The organism is Nocardia transvalensis (assembly GCF_015477765.1).
GTDB classification, from domain to species: domain Bacteria; phylum Actinomycetota; class Actinomycetes; order Mycobacteriales; family Mycobacteriaceae; genus Nocardia; species Nocardia transvalensis_A.
This window is the reverse complement of sequence record NZ_JADLQQ010000003.1, coordinates 455,160-472,776: the sequence shown is the minus strand read 5'-3', so window position 1 is coordinate 472,776 and position 17,617 is coordinate 455,160. Positions and strand designations below refer to the sequence as shown.

Sequence of the window (17,617 nt, the reverse complement as noted above, 5' to 3'; positions counted from 1 at the left end):
TCAGGGATCGACAGCATCCAGGCGGCGTATTCGAGAATTGAGGTAGCGCTGTTCGGGCCTGCTCGCGGTGAGGCGGGCGGCCCGGCGGTAGCTGTCGAGTGCGGCCACTGGGTCACCCGCCATCTCCAGGAGGTGGGCGCGCACGGCGTGGGTTCGGTGGTGCCGCAGCATGGCCGGGTCGTCGAGCAGCGGATCGACGAGGGCCAAACCGGCCTCCGGGCCGAGCGCCATGCCGACCGCGACCGCCCGGTTGAGCGTCACGATCGGGCTGGGCGCCACTCGCGCGAGCATGCCGTAGAGCAGGCTGATCTGCCGCCAATCGGTCTCCTCCGAGGCGGGGGCCTCGGCGTGCACGGCGGCGATCGCGGCCTGCAGCTGGAATCTGCCGACGTGCCCGCGCGGCAGGACGCGCTCGAGGATGCGCACTCCTTCCGCGATCAGCTGCCGATCCCATCGGGAGCGGTCCTGTTCGGCCAGCGGCACCAGGTTGCCGCCGTCGGTGCGCGCGCCCGCGCGGGCGTGTGTGAGCAGCATCAGGGCCAAGGCCCCGGCGATTTCGTCGTGGTCCGGGATCGCCGCGTGCAGCTGCCGGGTGAGGCGGATGGCTTCCTCGGCCAGGCCCGAATCCACCAGCGCGCCACCGGCGGAGCGCGTGTGCCCCTCGGTAAACAGCAGGTGGCAGGCATCGAGCACCGCGGCGATGCGCACCGGCAACTCGGCCGCTGTCGGAAGCTCGAATACCGCCCCCGCGGCCCGCAGCGTGGCCCGCGCACGGGTAAGCCGCTGTGCCATGGTGCGTTCCGGCACCAGATACGCCGCGGCGATCTGGGCGGTACCGAGACCGGCGACAGCGTGCAGCGTCAGGGCGACCTGCGACGAGCGGCTCAGACTCGGATGACAGCACAGGAGGAACAACTGCACGGTGTCATCACCCTCGGTGTGGCACGCCTGATCGGCCGACGGCATCACGTATGCATCACCGGGCTGCGCGACCGCGACCGCCTCCTCCCGGCCCGCCCGCGCGCGGTCGGCACGCACCCGGTCGATCAGCCGTCGCGAGGCGACCCGGATGAGCCAGCCGCGCGGATTGTCGGGCACACCCTCGCGATCCCATTGCCGCGCCGCCGCTTCGGCCGCCTCCTGCGCCGCATCCTCGCAGTCGCCGAGATCGCCGTGCCTGCGCAGCAGGGCGGCGAGGACGTGCGGCGACTCGCGCCGCCACACGTCCTGCACCACCGAGGTGCTCACTGGTCGTCGCCGCCCGGCCACATGGTGGGCCGCAACTCGACGGTCTCCCCCGGACCGGCGAACCGCGCGGCGACCTCCTCGGCTCGGGCCCGGCTCTCCACATCGATCAGGAAGAATCCGGCCAAATGTTCCTTGGCCTCCGAGTACGGACCGTCGGTGACCAGCGGCTTCCCATCACCCCACCGGTACAGCCGCGACGATTCCGGCGCCCCGAGCGCCTCCCCCGTGATCAATTCCCCCTTCTCGTGCAACTCCCCGAGAAACTTCTCGAACTCGGAGTTCACCCGATCCCGCTCCGCCTGCGTCATGTCCCGATACTCGGGCAGATAGTCGGAGGTCGGATGCCCCCACGGCTGCGGGTTGGAGTGAATCATGATCACGTACTTCATCATCGGCCCCTTGCTCGATATCGCGGGATGCGCCCGGATGACCCATCCTCACCTGAAACGTCGACGCCCGCCGCGCCATATCGACATCCCGGGCCGCGGTCGATAGGTACAGTCGGGTTGTTCCGGGTGTCGGGGTGGCGACTCCGGTACCGCACGGGGAGGAATGGCGATGGTGCGGAAAGGCACCGTCGTATGGCGGTGGGGATCCATGGTCGCGGTGTGCGGCGTGCTGATGGCAGCACCTTTCGTGCCCGTGTCCGCGGAACCGGGTCGCGACTTGCACTGGGATTTCGACGAGATCGCCGCCAACGACGTCATCTACGGCCTGGCGCAACCCGCAATGCCGTAGCCGCCGGTTCCCGAGGGGAACAATTGAGCCTTCGCGGCCTCATGCGATGGCCGGGAGACGCACCACCTGGCCCGCGTAGGCCAGGCCTGCGCCGAAGCCGAGCAGCAGGGCGGTGTCGCCGGGGCGGGCGTCGCCGGAGCGGAGGAGTTGTTCCATGGCCATCGGGATCGAGGCGGCGCTGGTGTTGCCGGTTTCGACGATGTCGCGGGCGATGGCGACGGTGTCGGGAATTCCCAGGGCCCGGACCAGGGCGTCGGTGATGCGGATATTGGCCTGGTGCGGGACGAAGGCATCCAGGTCCTCGACGGTCACACCGGCGCGGTCCAGGGCGTCGCGGCACGCCTTCTCCAAAAATGTGACGGCCCAGCGGAATACCGCCTGGCCGTTCATCCGGATGTAGGGGCGCACCGAGGTACCGCCGCTCGCCTCGGCCGCGGCGACCTCGGCGAAGTATTGCTGAAAATCCTTGTCCTGCTTGATCGCCGCGGTCTGGCTGCCGTCCGAACCCCAGGCGACCGGCCCGATGCCCTCCGATTCGGCGGGTCCTACGACCACCGCGCCCGCACCGTCGGCGAAGATGAACGCGCAGCTGCGGTCGGCCGGGTCGAGCAGATCCGAGAGCCGCTCCACGCCGATCACCAGGACATGGCCCGCCTGACCCGCGCGAATCAGGTTGGCGGCGTTGGCGAGCGCGTAGCAGAAGCCCGCGCATCCGGCCGAGACGTCGAAGGCGGCGGTGTCGTGCATCCCGAGTTCGGTGGCCACCACCGCGCCCGCCGACGGTCCCAGCACCATCTGCGAGGACGTGGCCAGCACCACCGCGTCGATCTGCTCGGCCGCCACACCGGCGGCGGCGAGGGCGTCGCGGGCGGCGGCGGTGCTCATGCCGACGATCGTTTCGTCCGGGTCGGCCCACCGGCGGGCGGCGATACCGGACCGGGTGCGAATCCACTCGTCGGAGGAATTGATCCGGTCGACGATCTCGGCATTGGGCACGACCCGGCGGGGTCGGTACACCCCCAGACCGAGGGGGGCGGCATGGGTGACCGGGGTGGCGGTGGCGATTGGGGTGGGCACGACATCCTCTCCAGGTGAACCGATCGGTTCACGCGAACACCATCTAACATGAACCGATCGGTTCAATCAAGGGTTGGAGGAGCTTCCATGGCGACCGCTGGTCCGCGCGCCCGACTGATCGCAAGCACCATCGCCACGGTGCAGGAGCACGGCGTGCACGCGGCCGGGCTGAGTGAGCTGCTCAAACGCAGTAATGCCTCGCGCAATTCGCTGTATCAGCACTTCCCCTCCGGCAAAGGGCAATTGGTGGAGGCGGCCGCGCGGATCGTGTCCCGGGTGGTCTATTCACACCTGAGCACGACGGCCGACGCCTTCGCGACCGCCCCCTCCGTGGAGCAGTGGCTGGACGACCTTCTCGCCTTCTGGCGCACCCCCCTCGAGTCCAGCGACTATCGGGACGGATCGTTCATGATGGCCGCGGCCCTGGACGAACTGAATCCGGCGGTACAGTCCACCGCCGGCCAGGCCTTCACCGAATGGACCGCCCGCCTCGCCGACGGCCTGGTGGCCGCGGGCATAGAACGCTCCACCGCCTGCTCACTGGCGGGCCTGCTGCTCTCGGCCATCGAGGGCGCAATCGTCCAGAGCCGAGCCCTCAAGTCCAGCCACCCTTTCGACGACGCCCACACCCAACTCGCCGTACTCCTCCACCACCACCTCCGGAAGTGACGAATTCCCGGTGCCTACACCGACTTACCGCGGTGTGATGGCACGAGGGCGGAACCGAGTCCGGGTTCGGTATTCCTCCAGAGCATGCGCCAGCCAACCGGCGGTACGGGCGACGGCGAAGACGGTTTCACCGGATCCGAGCGGCATATCGAACATCGTGGTAAACACAGCCAGCGGGAAGTCAATGTTGTAGGCGGGCAGGCGTCGCATCTGCAACTCGACCAGAATGCGCTCGGCCACAATAACTTTCGGGTGTCCCGGGCTCAGTCGACGAAGGAGATCCAGGAGCCGGGTGCCGCGGGCATCGCCGGAACGGTAAACGGCATGACCGGCGCCGGGTATGTGCTCCCCCCGGCGCAGCCGCTCGCCGATTACGCGGGGAACGTCTGCGGGATCGGAGATTTCGGCGAGCATGCGTTCCACCGCCAGTGACGCACCACCGTGCATGGGACCGCCCACCACGCCGAGGCCGGTGCTCACGACCGCATACGGATCGGCCCGCACCGACGCGGCGACCCGGGCGGCGAAGGTGGACGCGGCCAATTCGTGGTCGGCCAGCAGAACCATGGCCGTCTCCAGCAGTTTCAGCTCCTCGGCGGTGGTCGGTGGGCGGGCGGCCAGCCGGGACCACAGCACGGCCGCGCTGGTGCGATCCAACGGCTTCGACCGAGCCGGCAACGCCTCGATCATGCCCGCAATCAACGCGCGAGAGGTCACCACCACCGCCTCCGGTTCGCGATGGAACCGCAGCGGGTCGGTGACGGCCATGGCGGTGACGACGATCTGCAACCGGTCCAGCGAGAGCAGATCGGCGGGCAGGCGCCGCTGGGCCGCCCGCGCCGCCGCGACGGCCTCCGGACGCGACCGCCAGGGGCCGGCGTCGCACAGCTCGCCACTCCACAGCCATTCGGCGACCGCCTCGAAGCTGTGCGTCTCGGCGAGGGTGAGGGCATCGCGACCGCGATAGAACGGCCGATCAGAACCCAGTGTGGTGACTCGTGATTCGACCACGACCTCGGTGGGCGCCGGCTTGCGGCGCGGGCGGCCGCGCCGGGCCAGCCGCTCGACCTCCTCCGGATCGAACAGGCTGCGCCGCCGTTGCGGATCGTACCGTCGGCGCAGGATACCGCGGCTGACGTAGGCGTAGAGCGTTGCGGGCTTCACACCCAGTCGGTCCGCGGCGGCGGAGGAATCGATCCATTCCGACTGCACGGGTTGATCATAATCAATATTGATTTCGTGCCGGTCCGGGCGCAGAGTCCAGATATGTCCCTCGTGGAGAATGTCGAATTGCACGCTCGCGCTTGCGAAAAGCTCGGTTCGCCGCTGTATGCCGCGTTGCTGACCGAGGTGGGCCGGGACCTGCGGGTGGGTGGGCCGTGTGCGCAGGTGTTGAGCGACCATGCCGACGCCACGCGCGAGGCCGGGCTGCCGCTGCGCTTCATGGCCGCCGTGCATGCGCTGGCGCTGTCCGGACAGGCTCCGGAACTTGCCGCCTGCTATCCGAGCACCGGTGCGCTCGTGCGGGCGGGCACCGAGACGAATCGGGCGGCGTGGGAGGCGTTCCGGCGGGTCGTGGCCGAGCGGTCGGACTGGATTCGGGAGTGGCTGACCAGACCGCCACAGACCAATGAGGTCGGCCGGGCCGTTCCGCTGCTGGCCGGACTGCTGGCGGCCGTGGCGGAGATGCCGCTGCCCGTCCGGCTGCTGGAATTGGGCAGTAGCGCCGGGCTCAACCTGCGTGCCGACCACTTCCGTTGGGTCGCAGGCACTCTCGCGTGGGGCCCGGAGAATTCGCCGGTCCTCCTCGACAATGCCTGGCAGGGGCCGGTCCCCGCCTGGCTGGCCGATGCCGTGCGGCGGCATCCGCGGGTGACGGTCGTCGAACGGAGGGGATGCGACCCGATACCTCTGGATCCGCTGTCGCCACCCGACGCACTGGCACTGCGCGCGTACGTCTGGCCGGACCAGGCCGACCGATTGGCTCGCCTCGACGGCGCGCTGCGCTTGGCGGAGAAGATCCCCGCCGAGGTCGTACCCCTGGGCGCGCACGATTTCCTCGCCGGAATCGACCTGACCCCCGGAACCCTGACAGTGGTCTGGCATTCGGTGATGCGCCAATATGTTTCGGGCGCCGAGTGGAGTCTGGTACAAGCGGAACTGGATCGCCTTGCCGCCCAGTCTCATTCGGATGCAGGATTCGCCCACATCTGCTTCGAACCGCAGAACACCCCCGACGACCGCAACGGCTTCCTCCTCACCCTGCGAACCGGCGCGCAGCCACCGATTCGGCTGGCTCGTGCGAAACCCCACGGGATACCGGGCTTCATCGGCGACGGGCGGGCATGACGGCGGTCAGGGACGTTCGTGGAGGAGCAGGAGGGAGTAGGCGGCGACGGTTTGGGCGTCGGTGATTTCGCCGGAGCGGATCATGTTTTCCACGGTGCTGCGGGCGAACCAGGCCGAGCGCATGTCCTGTTCCGAGGGTTCGCGGTCGGGTTCGCCGGGGGTCAGGTCGGTGGCGAGGAATACTCGGCCGCGCTGGGCGAGGCAACCCGGTGCGATGTCGACGACGCCGAGGTGGGTCAGCCGAGCGGCTCGAAGGCCGGTCTCCTCGCGGAGTTCTCGGTGCGCCAGATCGATCGGGTCGCCGCTCGCCCGGTCGGGCAGCGTGCCGGCGGGGAATTCCCAGCATCGTCGGCCCTGCGCGTAGCGGTACTGCTCGACCAGATGGAAGCGGTCGCCGTCCATCGGTACCACCATCACGAAATCGGGACGGTGCACGACGCCGTAGATTCCGGTGGAACCGTCGAGGCGGCGGACGGTGTCCTCGCGGACCTCCATCCATGGGTTGGTGTAGACCGTCTTCGATCCGAGGGTTTCCATGCTCGAATTCTCCCGCACACTCGTAGGCTGGCTCGGTGCAGAAGATCGAATTCCCGGATGTTCAGGCCACCGAGGCGGCTTACGATGCCGTTGCCGAGCTCTATGCGGCGATGTTCGAACGGCACCTCGACGTCCAGCCCTTCGACCGCGCGATGCTGGGGGTGTTCGCGGAATTGGTGCGGGCCGACGGCAACGGGACGGTCGCCGATATCGGCTGTGGGCCGGGTCGGATCACGACGTATCTGGACGAGTTGGGTCTCGACGTCTTCGGCATCGACCTGTCACCGGAAATGATCAGGCTGGCCCGGGCGGCGCATCCGCAGTTGCGATTCGACAAGGGCACCATGGAGGAGCTGGCGCTGGCCGACGGCTCGCTGAGCGGAATCGTGGCCTGGTACAGCATCATTCACACTCCGCCGGAGCGGATGCCGAACGTTGTCGGCGAATTCCGTCGCGTCCTGGTCGAGGGCGGGCATCTGCTGCTGGGCTTCATGGCGGTCGACGATTCCCAGGATGTGCAGCCCTATGACCACAAGGTGGCACAGGCGAGCGTCTGGCCGCTGCGCGCCCTGGCCCGGCTGCTGCACGACGGCGGTTTCGAGCCGGTGGCCCGGATGCTGCGCGAACCCGAGGGCGAGGAACGCACCCGGCACGGCTATCTGCTGGTCCGGAAGTCGGGGACACGGACCGACCAATCGACGCCGCGCCCAACCGGTTCGTGATATTCAGGGCAGATGCAGCCCACACGCGCCGGATACGACGTCGTCATCGTCGGTGGCGGCCACAACGGATTGGTGGCCGCCGCCTATCTGGCCCGGGCCGGGCGATCGGTGCTGGTGCTGGAGCGGCAGCCGCATACCGGCGGCGCCGCCGTCTCGGAGCGGGTGTTCGCGGGCGTCGACGCGCGATTGTCGCGGTATTCGTATCTGGTGAGCCTGCTGCCGCGGCAGCTGGTGCGGGAGTTGGGGCTACGATTCGAGACGCGGCGGCGGCGGATTTCCTCCTACACCCCGGTCGGCGACGGCGGACTGCTGATCGACACCGCCGATCCGGACCGTACGCGGGCCGGCTTCGCACAGCTCACCGGCTCCGATGCGGATTATGAAGCGTGGCAACGGTTCTACACGATGACGGGGCGCCTCGCCGAGCGGGTGTTCCCCACCCTGACCGCCCCGCTGCCCTCGCGAACCGAATTGCAGCGCATTATCGACGATTCCGCGGCCTGGGAGGCGATTTTCGAACGCCCCCTGGGTGAGACGATCGAGACCACCTTTGCCGACGACACGGTCCGCGGCGTGGTCCTCACCGACGCCTTGATCGGCACCTTCACTCACGCACACGATCCGGACCTGCGTCAGAACCGCTGTTTCCTGTACCACGTGATCGGCGGCGGCACCGGCGACTGGGACGTGCCGGTCGGCGGGATGGGTGCGCTCACCGACGCGCTCGCCGATGCCGCCCGTGCGGCGGGCGCCGAACTCGTGACCGGTCGGGCGGTCACCGCAGTCGAGACCGACGGCACCCGTGCCGAGGTCCGCTACGACGGCGGTGCGGTCGCTGCGCGGTATGTCCTGGTGAACGCCGCACCACACGAATTGGCGCGCCTGATGAACGAGAGCACACCCGCCAAACCCGAAGGCGCCCAGCTCAAAGTGAACATGCTGCTGCGACGGTTGCCGCGCCTGCGTGATCGCGTCGATCCCCGCGACGCATTCGCCGGAACCTTCCATATCGCCGAAAGCTACGCCCAGCTCGACCGCGCCTATCGCGAGGCCGCCGCGGGGCAGCTGCCGACCGCACCGCCGTCGGAGATCTACTGCCACACCCTCACCGACCCGTCCATCCTGTCGCCCGAACTGGCCGCACAGGGAACCCACACGCTGACTCTGTTCGGGCTGCACACTCCCGCAAGGCTTTTCACGAGCGACCCCGAGGCGATCAAGGCGCGTCTGGTCGAGGCGACGCTGGCGCAATTGGATGCGGTACTGGCCGAGCCGATTCGGGACTGTCTGGCCACATCACCCGACGGGCGTCCCTGTCTGGAGGCGAAGTCACCGCTCGATCTGGAGGCCGAGCTCGGCCTGCCCGGCGGCCATATCTTCCACCGCGACTTGGCTTTTCCCTTCCGCACCGATACCGATCCCGACCCCGCCGCGCGGTGGGGAGTACGCACCGGCCACCGGAACGTCCTGCTGTGCGGCGCGGGAGCCGTCCGCGGCGGCGGGGTCAGCGGTATCGCCGGGCACAATGCCGCAATGGCCGTGCTCGACCTGCCGTGATTCAGCGGCGCACGGCGCGAATCACGAAGGTGCGCAATGGGAGGTCGAATTCCCCGTCCCGGGTCTCCGGCAGGCTGCGCAGATAGTCGGAGATGCTCGCGAGCAGTTCGGCGCGCTCCTCCGGAGTGATCACCAGCGTATGCGAGTGGGTTCCGATCGTGGCGGTGAGCGATTCGGCGGTGCGGCGCTGGGAGTGTGCGAACTCGGCGCGCTCGAACGGATGGAACAGCCGATGGCCCGGGACTCGGTCCTCGAGGGAGCGGGTGGACGAGACGCGCGAGCGCGAGACCCGGTCCAGTCCCGCCACCCACGCGACGTCGTCGTCGTAGGCGTTCCACAGCGCTCCGAAAACACCACCCCGCCGCAGCACTCGCGCGATCTCCGGAAATGCGCGCGCCTGATCGAACCAGTGCAGCGCCTGCCCGGCCAGCACGGCGTCGACGGATCCATCGGGCAGCGGAATGGCTTCCGCGCTCCCGCCCCAGATGGGAATCTCCGGGCACCGCCTGGCGAACTCGGCCCGCATCGCCTCGTCCGGTTCGACGGCGATCACCCTGGCGCCCACATCGGCCAGTCCGGCACTGAGCTTCCCGGTCCCCGCGCCGAGATCGACCGCCTCCAGTGCGGCCTTGGCGCCCAAGGGTTCCAACACCCATCGAATCCCCGCGGCCGGATAGTCCGGCCGGTGTTCGGCATAGGCTGCCGCTTGCGGCCCAAAGGAATTCGCCCGCCGTGCCCTCAGCTCGGCCTCCTCGGCCTGCCGCTCATCCACCACCTGGCCATGCTATCGCCGTACAGGCAGCGGGACCTGCCATTATTGGCCCACGGAGCGGGTGACGGTGAGGCAGCAATGAATGAAGCTGTGTACCAAGGGATTCGACTCGGCGGCCGCCGGCCACGCCACGGCCACCACGCTCGGACCGATTCCGGTCACCGGCCGATAGACGATACCCGGCCGGGGGTAATACCGCGCCGAAGAGGCCGGGGTGAAGCTGATGCCGAACCCATTGCCGATGGCGGTCAGCCATTCGTCGGTGTTGTGCGCGATCGCACCCACGACGGCCGTGTCCGCGGGCCGCTCGTCGGCGCCTATCCAGAAGTCCCGCCAGCTGCCGTTCTCCGGCGGCGCTGCCACGAACGGTTCGGACCACAACTGCTCGAACGCGATCTCCGTCTGCTGTGCCAGCGGGTGCGCGGCGGGCAGGGCTATCCACCGCGGTTCGGAGAACAACTCCCGAAACCGGTAGGACTCCTGACCGGGAAACGGCATGCGCACCAGCGCCAGATCGACCTCGCCGTCGGCCAGCCCCGCGGAGGGGTCGGTCCACCCGAACTGCCGCATATCGATGCGCCAGTCGGGGTGCTCGGCACGGAATGCGGCGACGATGTCGGCGGTGAATTCGTTTGCGGCACTGGCGATGAACCCGACTCGCAGCAGGCGGGCCTCCTGTGCGGCATCGCCCTTGGCCGCCCGCAGCATGCGGTCCCAGTCCGCCAGCAGCGTCGGCACCTCTTCGGCGAGCACGCGTCCCGCCGCCGTCAACGTCATGCCGGTGTGGGAGCGCTCGAAGAGCTGCACACCGAGCCGGTTCTCCAGCTGCTTGATTTGTTTGGTCAGCGCCGGCTGGGAGACGAACAACCGCCCGGCCGCGCGGGTCAGGTGGCCCTCCTCCGCCACGGCGACGAAATACCGCAGCAGCCGCGTATCGACGTCCATGCCATCAGGTTATGGACCGGCGGCAGACGCGACGCGACGGGATCAGCCGAAGCTGGGCCGGACGACAGTATTGGTGCTGACCCGATAGGTCGCCAGGATCACCCCGTTCTCGATCACCTGCGACCCGGTCAGCGCCAGGGTCGCCTCGGCCTCGGCGGGGTTGAACAGCCGCAGTCCGTTACCGAGCAGCACCGGGTAGATCACCAGCCGGTATTCGTCGATCAGCTCGTGCGCCCGCAGATAGTCGACCAGCGTGCCGCTGCCGAAGACCAGCAGATTCTTCTCGGTGCGCAACTTCGCGATGCCCTCGGTGACATCACCCTCGATGCGCTGGGCGTTCCACTCCAGCTGGGTCAGCGTGGTGGTCGCCACATGTTTGGGCATGCTGTTCATCTTGTCCTTGTAGGCGCCCTCCTCGGGGTGGCCCGGCCAGGACGCCGCGAACATCTGATAGGTCGAGCGACCCAGTAGTAAGGCGTCGGCCTCCTGTAGCTCCGCGTCTTTGTAGTTGCCGATCTCGTCATGCCAGAACGGCGCCGTCCAGGCCGGGTCCTGAATGAATCCGTCGAGCGAAACGAATTCGGCTACAACGACTTTCCCCATGATGGAACCTCACTTCGGTACAGCATGCCGCCGGTCCGGGCCGGACCGCGCGGTCGGTGTCAACCATTCGGACGGGTCAACTCACCGTAACTAATCGGACACCGCCCGGCGGGTCGATCGAAGGTCCCGAACTCAGTTGACGACGGGCAGCCCGGACCCGGGTTCGGACAGCCACAGCAACCACAGCGGCACGATCAGCGAGGCGAACTCCTCGTAACCGGCGGCACTGGGATGAAAACCGTCCCCGGCGCTGAGCTCGCGCATCCACACATCGCTGTGCCGTAGGGGTTGGTGGATGCGGACGTACGGAACATCCTCGGCCTCACAGGTCTCGGTGAAGTGCGAATCCAATTTCTCGATACGCCCGTTGTGTTCGTCGTCGCCCACCGGTGGCGGCGCCACGACCAGGGTTTCCCACTGCCGGGCGCGGGCGCGCCGCAGCATCGTGCTCAGATACGACACCGAGTCCTCGGTCGGCACCCGGATCCGGCCGTCCTCGAGCAGCGTGTCGTTGACGCCGAAGGAGAACACCACCCGCGCATCGATCCCCTCGGGCAGCCGTTGTTCGCATTCGGCCTCCCATCGCGCCGCGATATCCGCGGAGGTCTGCCCGCGCACCCCGAGGTTGTAGTAGGTCACCGGTCGCCCGGCCCCGATCGCACGTGCCGCGAGGCGACCCGCCCACCCCAGGCATTGGCGGTCTCCCAGACCGGCCATGAGCGAATCGCCGACGAAACAGATACGGACATCTCGGGTCACCGTGTGATAGTTGCATGCTCAACGAAGTTTTCACCATGAAACCGTCGCTACCGGTCCGTTCTGCTTCCGGCAAATAGCGTTGCAATAAGATCTCCCTGATCGGTTCGGGAGGGAGCACGGATGGAAACCGCCGCGTATGTGCGCATGCAGCCGCGCGGCCTGGTCGACGGGTGAACGCCGCACCGCCGCGCGACCGGCCGCGACGGCGTGTTGCCGTCGGGCCGGACGAACGCCTCCTGCATACTCACACCGGAGCCGACCCCGGGACCGACGCCGCTCCCTCGATCCGAAAGTTCCGATACGACATGCGAGTCGACGGGCGGGAGATTCCCGTCTCCGGCAGCCTGCTGCAACCACGGATCCGGCGCACCAGCGACATCCTGCGCGTGGTGCTGTCGGCTCTGCTGGTGGCGCTGGTCGTCGCGGGCTCGCTGATCACCCGGCCGCGCTGGGAGGCGCTGGAGCGTTCGGTCTCCGATATCGTCGGCATCCTCTCCCCCGAGCAGTCGAACCTGGTGTATCTGATCTACGGCATCGCCATCTGCGCGCTGCCGTTCGCGATCCTGATCCGGCTGATCTTCCGCTGGCAGTGGAAGCTGCTGGGCGGATATCTGGCCGCGGGCCTCATCGCGGTGCTGGCGCTGTCGGTCACCGGCACCGGGATCTCCGCGCCGCAGTGGCATCTGGCCGTACCCAAGCAGCTGGACACCTTCCTGTCCCAGTTCCTCGACGATCCGCGCTGGATCGCCATGCTGGCCGCGGTGCTGACGGTGGCCAGTCCGTGGCTGCCCGCCTCGTGGCGGCGCTGGTGGTGGGCGCTGCTCGGGGCGTTCGTGCCGCTGCATCTGTTCGTGAGTCTGGTGGTGCCGTCGCGGGCGATGTTCGGGCTGGCCGTCGGCTGGTTCGTGGGTGCGGTGATCGTGCTGGTCGTGGGCACACCCGCGCTGGAGGTGCCGCTGGATGCCGCGGTGCGGGTGCTGGCGGCCCGGGGATATACGGTCACGGCCTTCACCGTGCTCCGCCCAGCAGGGCCGGGGCCGCTGGTGCTGACGGCCGAAACCGGGCCGCACCACCGGCTCATGGTGGAGATGTACGGGCAGAATCAGCGCAGCTGGGGCATGCTGCGGCAGCTGCGGCGCTGGCTGACCTTCCGCAGCAGCGAGCGGCCCGCAGCCTTCGCCTCCATGCGGCGCGCGGTCGAACATCGCGCGCTCATGGGCATCGCCATCGGCGATCTCGGCCTCGCCTGTAACAAGCCGCTCACGGTGGCCGCCCTTCACCGCGGCTGGACGCTCTACGCACAGACCATGCCCCGGGGCGCGGCGCTGTCGGCGACCGACGACGAGGTGGTGCTCACCAACGTGTGGCGGGCGCTGCAGCAGATGCACCGCGCCCAGATCTCGCACGGTGATCTGCGGGCCGAGGAGATCCGCATCGTCGACGGGCGCATCCTGTTCGGCGGCTTCATGTGGGCCGAATTCGGCGCCTACGAATCGCGCTTCTCCGCCGACGTGGCGCAGCTGCTGTTGACCACGGGCGGGCTGTACGGCGCGAAAACGGCGGTGCGCACGGCGATCGAGGCGCTCGGTGAACAGGCCGTGGTCAACGCCTCGCGACGACTCACGAACTCGGCCATGTCGGCCTCGGTGCGCAAATCGGTCCCGCACGCCGGTGACCTGATGAAGGCGATCCGCGAGGAGGTCCTGCACCAGACCGACGCCGACCGCATCGAGGCCGCGCGCATCACCCGCTTCTCCCGCAATCAGATCATCCAGCTGGTGCTGTTGATCGGCCTGGTGTATTTCGCCTATCCGTCGATGAGCCAGGTGCCGACCTTCTTCACCGAATTGCGCACGGCCAATTGGTGGTGGGCGCTGGTGGGATTGGTCTTCGCGGCCGTCACCTACCTCGGTGCGGCCATGGCGCTGTGGGGCTGTGCCTCGGAATCGGTGAACTTCCGCAATCTCGCCCTCACCCAGGTGGCCAAGACCTTCGCCGCCACCACGACCCCGGCCGGTGTCGGCGGTCTCGCCCTGGACGTGCGGTTCCTGCAGAAGAATGGGCTCGGCGCGGTGCGTGCGACGGCGGCCGTGGCACTGCAGCAGGCCGTGCAGGTGATCACCCACGTCGGCTTGCTGATCGGGTTCAGCGTGGCCGCCGGGGTGTCTGCGGACCTGTCGCATATCGTGCCCAGTCCCACCGTGCTCTACCTGATCGCCGGTGCGCTGCTGGGTCTGCTCGGCGCCGCCATGTTCGTGCCGAAGGTGCGGCGGTGGCTGCGCACCGAGGTCCGGCCACAGCTGGCCGAGGTGGTACAGGAGTTGCGCGATCTCTCGCACGCCCCGAAGCGCCTGCTGATGATCGTGGGCGGTTCCGCGGCGATCATTCTCGGCGCGGCCGGGGCACTGTGGGCCAGCATCGAATCGTTCGGCGGTAATACCACTTTCGTCGCGGTCACGATCGTCACCATGATCGGCGGCACGCTCGCCGCCGCGGCGCCGACGCCGGGCGGTGTCGGCGCGGTGGAGGCCGCCCTCATCGGTGGCCTTTCCGTCGCCTTCGGCGTCGCGCAGGCCATCGCGGTGCCCGCTGTCCTGCTCTATCGAGTGCTGACCTGCTGGCTACCGGTGTTCCTGGGCTGGTGGATCATGCGCTGGCTCGCACGTAACGACATGATCTGACCTCGGACCCCGCACCGAAACAGAGCCGGGGCACCCGGTGCGCGGGTGCCCCGGTAGCGAACGGCTCAGCAGGTGCCGCGAACCTCGACACTCTCGACAGTCCCGGTCCCACTTCCCGCGCCGCCGATGTCTTCGGTCGTCCAGGGCCCGATGCAGCGTTCGATCGTGCCCATGCCCCGAACGCTCACCCCCAGCTTCACCCCCTGGTCGGAGCAGTTGTTCCACCTCGTGAAGTCATATCCCGAGTAGGAGTACGTGGACTGCCCGCAGGGTGCGCCATCGGCGGCCCGGAAGCCCTGCTCGATCGGCGCGGCGAACGCGCTGGGCGCGGCCGCGAATGCCAGCCCCGCCACCGTGACGGCACCGTAGACGAAACGACGCAACAACATGGATTCCCCTCCCGATGAATACTGCGCAACGCGCCGCCGCGCAGTGCAATAACGATCTTGATCGTAACCGGGACGCGCGTTCCCTGTCCAACAATCGTGTCCGGACCGGACACGAAATGCCTTGGGAACAGGCGGGATTCGTTGCGACGAGCGGGCGGCTCAGGCGCGGGGCCGCACCACACCCAGTTCGGTCAGGGCCTCGTCCGCGGAAAGGCATCCGGCCGTGGTCAAGTCGAGGTTGGCCAGCGAAGCCGAGTGCATCTCGGGGGTGACGGCGGCGACGCAGTCGGCGATGGGATGGACCGTGAAGCCGAGGTCGGTGCCGTGGCGGGCGGTCTGCTCCACGGTGATGTTCGTTGCCACGCCGGTGATCAGCAGGGTGTCGACCCCGCGTGCGGACAGCCAGTCCGGCAGTTGGTTACCCGCCAGCCCGGACAGTTTCTGATTGTCGAACACCGCCCCCTGCTCGGCCTGGTCCCGCATCTCCGGAATGATCTGCGAGCCCGGCGAATCCGGCCGGAACTCGGTCTGCGCCGCGCCCACCGAGCGCATGAATCCGGTGTTGCGCACGAGCCCGCCCTCGCCGACGGGAATGGTGAACCGGGTGAACACCACCGCAACCCCGGCGGACTGCGCGGCGGCGTGCAGCTGCGTGGCACGCTCGACCACGCCGCTCGCGGCGACCGGCTCGGCGAATACCGGCCCGAAGAACCCGTCCGGCTTGATGACGTTGATCTGCCAGTGCAGGGCCAGGACAGCGGTACGAGTGCGATCGAGAGGCATGGGTTCCATACTGCCTCGAGTCAACTACGCCGAATACTCCTTGCGTAGCTGAACTTTCACGACCTTACCGCTGGCATTGCGCGGGAGTTCGGGCACGACCACCAGGTCCTTCGGGTGTTTGTAGCGGGCGAGGTTCTCGTTGAGGAAGGGCTCGAGGTCCGCGAGAGTGAGGGGCTCGTCCGGATTCACCGGCGCCACGACGGCGACGGGCACCTCACCCCACTTCTCGTGCGCCCGGCCGATGACGGCGGCCTCGCGCACCTTGGGATGGGCGAACAGGACGTTCTCCACCTCCGCGCAGTAGATGTTCTCGCCGCCGGAGATGATCATGTCCTTCTTGCGGTCCACCACCCAGATGAAGCCCTCCTCGTCCTGGCGCACCAGATCACCGGAGTGGAACCAGCCACCGGCGAAGGCCTCCGCGGTGGCCTCGGGCTTGTTCCAGTACCCCTGCATGAGAGTGGGTCCGCGATAGACGATTTCGCCGACCTCACCGGGTGCGACGTCGTTCATCTCGTCGTCGACGATGCGCGCCTGAACGGTCGGGATGGGCTTGCCCACCGAGCCGAGCTTGCGCAGCGCGTCCTTCCCCTCGAGCACGCAGGTGATCGGCGACATCTCCGTCTGCCCGAACACCGCCACGTTCTGGGCCTGCGGGAAACAGTCCGCCATCGCCCGCAGCACGGTGTCGGAGGCGGGCGCGGCGCCCCAGCTGAGCATCCGCAACGCCAGCTTGCGCTGTTTGACCGTCGGCTCCTCGCAGATCATCTGCCATTGGGCGGGCACGCAGAATGCGGCGGTGGCCTGTTCGGCCTCCACGGCGTCGAGGAATTCGGTGGGATCGAACGCGCCCAGCGGATGCAGCACGGTCTTCGCGCCGAGCAGGAAATACGGTGCCAGACTGCCCAATCCGGCGATGTGGAACAGCGGCGAGGTACAGAAGCCGATCGAATCGGGGGTCAGATTCAGGGCCCGGATACAGGTCAGCGCCTGGGCACTCATATTGCCGTGGGACAGGATCGCGCCCTTGGGACTGCCGGTGGTGCCCGAGGTGTACATGATCAGGCAGGGCGTGTCCTCCGGAATGTCCAGCGGCTCATGCGGTTCGCCCGGTTCGGCCAGCAGATCGTCGTAGCCCAGGACGTCGTCGGCGGTCGAGCCGCCGATCACGACGCAGGTCCCGAGCGCCGGGGCCTGTGCCATCACACCGGTGGCCAAAGGCCGCAGCACCGTATCGGTGACGATGGCCTTGGCGCCGGAGTCGGCCACGATATAGGCCACCTCCGGAGGCGTCAGCCGGAAGTTCACCGGCACCGCGATGGCGCCGAGCGCATTGATGCCGACGACCGCCTCCAGATATTCGGGGTAGTTCAGCGCGAGGATCAGCACCCGGTCACCGAACCCGACCCCTCGACGGGCGAGCGCATCGGCGAACCGCTGTGAGCGCTCGTGCAGCTGCTTCCAGGTGGTGTCCCGCCCCCGGAACCGGATCGCCACGGCGTCGGGGCGCATCACCGCATGCGTCGCGATCTGGTTGTTCCAGTGATTGCGCCGGGACCGGATCGGCTCGTCGAGCGCCTGACCGCGCATATGAACTCCTCTCGAACGAGAGGCGAGAATACCAACTAACTTTTTATCGTGACAAGGGTTACAGAGAAGAATCGGGAAAGTTCTTCTCATCTGATCATTCGCCAGTTCAGAAGGCCTTCTGGAGTACACAAACACCCGGCTATGAGATGGCTGATTTCCGCCAAACTTGAGGCTAGGAGCAAACTGTGACTTACATCC

18 protein-coding genes are annotated in these 17,617 nt (G+C 68.0%); 6 read left to right on the top strand and 12 right to left on the bottom strand.

What is annotated here, in order from left to right; translation table 11 throughout:
- Both IU452_RS10240 and IU452_RS10235 read right to left on the bottom strand, forming a co-directional pair.
- Positions 1 to 1,248: an RNA polymerase sigma factor gene (locus IU452_RS10240; protein WP_195108709.1), complete on the bottom strand. Its 1,248-nt coding sequence runs from the start codon at positions 1,246 to 1,248 to the stop codon at positions 1 to 3.
- Entirely contained in the window at positions 1,245 to 1,637 is a 393-nt protein-coding gene (locus IU452_RS10235; protein WP_195108708.1) for a YciI family protein, read from the bottom strand. Before IU452_RS10235 ends, IU452_RS10240 begins: the two co-directional genes overlap by 4 nt.
- Positions 1,638 to 1,806: 169 nt before the next feature.
- Here IU452_RS10235 and IU452_RS10230 point away from each other — a divergent pair, with 169 nt between their 5' ends.
- Entirely contained in the window at positions 1,807 to 1,986 is a 180-nt protein-coding gene (locus tag IU452_RS10230) for a hypothetical protein (RefSeq protein ID WP_195108707.1), read from the top strand.
- Between the two features lie 39 nt (positions 1,987 to 2,025).
- Here IU452_RS10230 and IU452_RS10225 read toward each other — a convergent pair whose 3' ends face one another.
- Positions 2,026 to 3,063 carry a beta-ketoacyl-ACP synthase III gene (locus tag IU452_RS10225; protein WP_195108706.1) on the bottom strand — a complete coding sequence of 346 codons (1,038 nt, stop codon included), beginning with the start codon at positions 3,061 to 3,063 and terminating at the stop codon, positions 2,026 to 2,028.
- A gap of 87 nt (positions 3,064 to 3,150) precedes the next feature.
- On the opposite strand from IU452_RS10225, the gene IU452_RS10220 reads away from it, so the two are divergent.
- Positions 3,151 to 3,732: a TetR/AcrR family transcriptional regulator gene (locus IU452_RS10220; RefSeq protein WP_195108705.1), complete on the top strand. Its 582-nt coding sequence runs from the start codon at positions 3,151 to 3,153 to the stop codon at positions 3,730 to 3,732.
- Between the two features lie 24 nt (positions 3,733 to 3,756).
- On the opposite strand, the gene IU452_RS10215 is transcribed toward IU452_RS10220, so the two are convergent.
- Entirely contained in the window at positions 3,757 to 4,944 is a 1,188-nt protein-coding gene (locus tag IU452_RS10215; protein WP_195109036.1) for a citrate/2-methylcitrate synthase, read from the bottom strand.
- Positions 4,945 to 4,998: 54 nt separating this feature from the next.
- Here IU452_RS10215 and IU452_RS10210 point away from each other — a divergent pair, with 54 nt between their 5' ends.
- Positions 4,999 to 6,081, top strand: coding sequence for a DUF2332 domain-containing protein (locus IU452_RS10210; protein WP_195108704.1), 1,083 nt, complete (start codon positions 4,999 to 5,001; stop codon positions 6,079 to 6,081).
- 6 nt (positions 6,082 to 6,087) lie between these two features.
- Here the strand turns inward: IU452_RS10210 and IU452_RS10205 are convergent, their stop codons facing one another.
- Positions 6,088 to 6,618 carry an NUDIX domain-containing protein gene (locus IU452_RS10205; protein WP_195108703.1) on the bottom strand — a complete coding sequence of 177 codons (531 nt, stop codon included), beginning with the start codon at positions 6,616 to 6,618 and terminating at the stop codon, positions 6,088 to 6,090.
- Positions 6,619 to 6,653: 35 nt separating this feature from the next.
- On the opposite strand from IU452_RS10205, the gene IU452_RS10200 reads away from it, so the two are divergent.
- Positions 6,654 to 7,340, top strand: coding sequence for a methyltransferase domain-containing protein (locus IU452_RS10200; RefSeq protein ID WP_324192535.1), 687 nt, complete (start codon positions 6,654 to 6,656; stop codon positions 7,338 to 7,340).
- Between the two features lie 12 nt (positions 7,341 to 7,352).
- Positions 7,353 to 8,897 (top strand): phytoene desaturase family protein, encoded by a 1,545-nt coding sequence (locus IU452_RS10195; RefSeq protein ID WP_195108702.1) that lies wholly within the window; start codon positions 7,353 to 7,355, stop codon positions 8,895 to 8,897.
- Position 8,898: 1 nt separating this feature from the next.
- Here IU452_RS10195 and IU452_RS10190 read toward each other — a convergent pair whose 3' ends face one another.
- The 4 genes from IU452_RS10190 to IU452_RS10175 form a co-directional block, all read right to left on the bottom strand.
- Entirely contained in the window at positions 8,899 to 9,672 is a 774-nt protein-coding gene (locus IU452_RS10190; protein ID WP_195108701.1) for a class I SAM-dependent methyltransferase, read from the bottom strand.
- 39 nt (positions 9,673 to 9,711) lie between these two features.
- On the bottom strand, positions 9,712 to 10,614 hold the full coding sequence (locus tag IU452_RS10185; protein ID WP_195108700.1) for a LysR family transcriptional regulator: 903 nt from the start codon (positions 10,612 to 10,614) through the stop codon (positions 9,712 to 9,714).
- Between the two features lie 42 nt (positions 10,615 to 10,656).
- Entirely contained in the window at positions 10,657 to 11,217 is a 561-nt protein-coding gene (locus IU452_RS10180; protein ID WP_195108699.1) for a dihydrofolate reductase family protein, read from the bottom strand.
- Positions 11,218 to 11,349: 132 nt separating this feature from the next.
- Entirely contained in the window at positions 11,350 to 11,976 is a 627-nt protein-coding gene (locus IU452_RS10175) for a GDSL-type esterase/lipase family protein (RefSeq protein WP_195108698.1), read from the bottom strand.
- A gap of 305 nt (positions 11,977 to 12,281) precedes the next feature.
- Here IU452_RS10175 and IU452_RS10170 point away from each other — a divergent pair, with 305 nt between their 5' ends.
- Complete coding sequence (locus IU452_RS10170; RefSeq protein WP_195108996.1) at positions 12,282 to 14,657, top strand: lysylphosphatidylglycerol synthase transmembrane domain-containing protein; 2,376 nt, start codon at positions 12,282 to 12,284, stop codon at positions 14,655 to 14,657.
- A gap of 65 nt (positions 14,658 to 14,722) precedes the next feature.
- On the opposite strand, the gene IU452_RS10165 is transcribed toward IU452_RS10170, so the two are convergent.
- The 3 genes from IU452_RS10165 to fadD5 form a co-directional block, all read right to left on the bottom strand.
- A complete protein-coding gene (locus IU452_RS10165; protein ID WP_195108697.1) occupies positions 14,723 to 15,046 on the bottom strand; it encodes a hypothetical protein in 324 nt (107 codons plus the stop codon).
- A 159-nt stretch (positions 15,047 to 15,205) separates the two neighbouring features.
- The gene (locus IU452_RS10160) at positions 15,206 to 15,829 is read right to left on the bottom strand and encodes a cysteine hydrolase (RefSeq protein WP_195108696.1); all 624 of its coding nucleotides are present in this window, start codon (positions 15,827 to 15,829) and stop codon (positions 15,206 to 15,208) included.
- 24 nt (positions 15,830 to 15,853) lie between these two features.
- Positions 15,854 to 17,419: a fatty-acid--CoA ligase FadD5 gene (fadD5, locus tag IU452_RS10155; RefSeq protein WP_195108695.1), complete on the bottom strand. Its 1,566-nt coding sequence runs from the start codon at positions 17,417 to 17,419 to the stop codon at positions 15,854 to 15,856.
- Positions 17,420 to 17,617 lie beyond the last annotated feature (198 nt).